The organism is Salipiger sp. HF18 (assembly GCF_011806505.1).
Taxonomy (GTDB): domain Bacteria; phylum Pseudomonadota; class Alphaproteobacteria; order Rhodobacterales; family Rhodobacteraceae; genus Salipiger; species Salipiger thiooxidans.
Genome location: NZ_JAATOS010000550.1, coordinates 1 through 2,506, shown reverse-complemented (window position 1 = coordinate 2,506; position 2,506 = coordinate 1). Strand labels below are relative to the sequence as shown.

The 2,506-nt window shown below is 56.3% G+C and carries 3 protein-coding genes; all 3 read left to right on the top strand.

Annotated features, from left to right (window positions below):
• Positions 1 to 401: 401 nt before the first annotated feature.
• The 3 genes from HC022_RS29940 (at position 402) to HC022_RS23930 (ending at position 2,474) form a co-directional block, all read left to right on the top strand.
• Complete coding sequence (locus tag HC022_RS29940; protein WP_167454070.1) at positions 402 to 629, top strand: helix-turn-helix domain-containing protein; 228 nt, start codon at positions 402 to 404, stop codon at positions 627 to 629.
• 367 nt (positions 630 to 996) lie between these two features.
• Positions 997 to 1,578, top strand: a complete 582-nt coding sequence (locus HC022_RS23935) for a TnsA endonuclease N-terminal domain-containing protein (protein ID WP_075780906.1) — start codon at positions 997 to 999, stop codon at positions 1,576 to 1,578.
• Positions 1,575 to 2,474 carry a hypothetical protein gene (locus HC022_RS23930; RefSeq protein ID WP_167454069.1) on the top strand — a complete coding sequence of 300 codons (900 nt, stop codon included), beginning with the start codon at positions 1,575 to 1,577 and terminating at the stop codon, positions 2,472 to 2,474. The genes HC022_RS23935 and HC022_RS23930 overlap by 4 nt, the downstream gene beginning before the upstream one ends.
• Positions 2,475 to 2,506: the final 32 nt, after the last annotated feature.

Genomic DNA, 2,506 nt, shown 5'->3' with positions numbered 1-2,506 from the left:
TACCAGTTCGCCATGTTGCCCTCCTCCGCAGTGCCCGCTTCCGGATAATAAGTCGGGACCTGGAGGCACGAAAGCGGGTCTTTTTTCAGATTTTCGAACTCGGGTTTCAGATCGGATTCGATCACGACGTGCCCTGCCGGTGCTCCCGTTTCTGAAACACGCACAATCGAGGCCTTGGATTACGCTTGGATAATACCCTGCAAATCAACGACAAATCTGGATATCACATCCGCCTGTGAGACCGTCTCACACACATCTAACAGCGGAGTGTGAGACCTACTAACAGCCCGCTGTTAGAGTAAGTCACTGGTTCAGCTAAATTTTTTCATTGAGTTTGTGATTCGGTTCGGCCATCAAAAAGATGATTCGGGTTCAACCAGATCAAGCGTCGAGGTCGCGAGATGAAACTAGATATTGGGCTGCACAAGCAGCTGCGAGCGGAGTTGCGAGCGCGAGGTGTGAGCCTCAATCAGATCGCCGTTGAAATCGATAGATCTCCGGCCTTGGTGACCGCAGTCTGCCAGGGGCGATGCAAATCGCACTTGGCGCAAAGCGCTATCGCCCGTCATCTGGAAAGGCCTCCGGAAGAGATATGGCCTGACCGCTATGGAAAGGAGGAGACCGCATGACCTAAGCCAAACGAAAACGAGCCTGGAGACGGCAATCTCCAAGCCCTTTATTTGGGTATCTAGGACACCCTGTACCTAAGTCCTCGATACCCCCTTTTCGATCATCAAGTCAAGCATTTGGAGCTTCGTTCGGCGCGCCAAACCGAAACGTTTGTCTTCTGAAAGGGGTCATCCATGAGCATTTCCACGCGCATACACTGCACGGCGGGCTGCATCTGCTCGCCATCTCTGGACCAGGCTTTGCTCTCAGTGAGGGAGGGCGAACATGTCTAGTCAGACTATCAATGGGTTCGTACTGCCCGAACCATCCCGCGCCACGCGCTTGATCTCGCGGAAATCGCGCGGAAGCTGTCGAGGGACAGCGGTGTTGTACCTCGGCAGCCACCGGCAGATCGTTGTCTACGAGAGTCTGCTGGAGCTCATGTGCATCCTACTCATCATCTCTCGTGGAGATGTGATCGATGTCTGGGACCAGCCCCCGGCCATCCATTTCAGCCGTCCAGATGGCAGCCATCATGAACACACACCAGATTACCTGGTCGAGCTCGCAGATGGCACACGTTTTGCAGTTGCGGTGAAACCGATTGAGCAAGTGAACCGTCGCGATTTCGACATTGAGCTCAGCTACGTTGCAGCATGTATGCCGCAGTCCTACGCTGATGGCTTGGTCCTGATGTCCGAGGCCGATTTCACGCGGGCACAGGCACTCAATGCACAGCGGTACCACGAGTTCAACAAGACACCCGACGCGCTGGCAGATCAGGCGCTCGCGGCCGTTATCGACCAGCAAAATGAGCCGACGACACTGGAACTGCTCGTCGAGCAGGTGGGTCTGGCGGGGCGCGGGTTTCGCGCCGCGTTCCGAGCGATCATCGAAGGTCGCCTCCGTCAGGTCGCGCATGGGAAAATCGGGCTGCAAACGCTGGTTACGGCGGAGGGAACAGCATGATCTTTCCCTATGAACCAGATGATACCTTCATCATCCATGGGACCCGCTACAGCTGCATCCGCCAGACCGATGCGCTCTGCGTTTTTGAGCCCAAAGACCCCGCCGACGGGAATACAAGAACGCTCAGTCGCACAGAAATCTCCTTCCTTCGACGCAGCAACAACTGGCGTTACATTCCGGGGCCACGAACCAAGGAGCGGATGTGTGCCACAGCTTCACGGGGGACGAAAGCTCTCCAATCAGCGCATCCCGATGACCGAGCAAGCGCGATCTTCGCATACATGGAATGCATGAACCTGAAGACGTTCCACGATGCTCGCGCGGTAACTCTGACCAAGGAAAGCCTAGAGGAAAACTGGCCAAGGATCGTTGGAGCTTTCCGGGCAAATGAAGAAATCCGAAATGTCGGCGATGGTCCGACACGCGGCGGTAGCTCCTTGCCGCCACAACGCAAAAGCCACGCTCCTGAAACCCTTCTGAAACTGTACCGCAAGCTCCGCAAAAACAAATACGACCCCTCTGTCTTTCTGCCGCGCTATCGGGTGCGGAAGGGGGAGGGGCGGCGTTTCTGCCAGGAAACCGAAGGGTTCATTTCCGAGAATATCCGCGCCTACGCCACATTGGAACAGGACACAAAGAGCAGTGTCGCACGTCAAACCCGCAACGCTTTGCTCGAGGAGAATAATCGACGTGCCGAGCTCGGTCAGCGCCCCCTGCAGGTGCAAAGCGAACGCACCATCGAGCGACGGATTGATTTCCTGGATCCGTTCGAGGTTGCAGTCTACCGGGACGGCATCGACCAAGCCCGGATGGATTTTGGGGTGTCTTCTGGCGGCCTCGATCTCTTATTTGATAGTGCCCCGCGGCGTGGTGTAGGAAGCCGCGAGCGTAGCTGATCGCGAGGCTGGCGGTCATCGTCGATCTTCGG

Coding starts and splice junctions, on each gene's coding strand:
- HC022_RS29940 (WP_167454070.1), top strand. CDS start 402: ATGAAACTAGATATTGGGCTGCACAAGCAGCTGCGAGCGGAGTTGCGA.
- HC022_RS23930 (WP_167454069.1), top strand. CDS start 1,575: ATGATCTTTCCCTATGAACCAGATGATACCTTCATCATCCATGGGACC.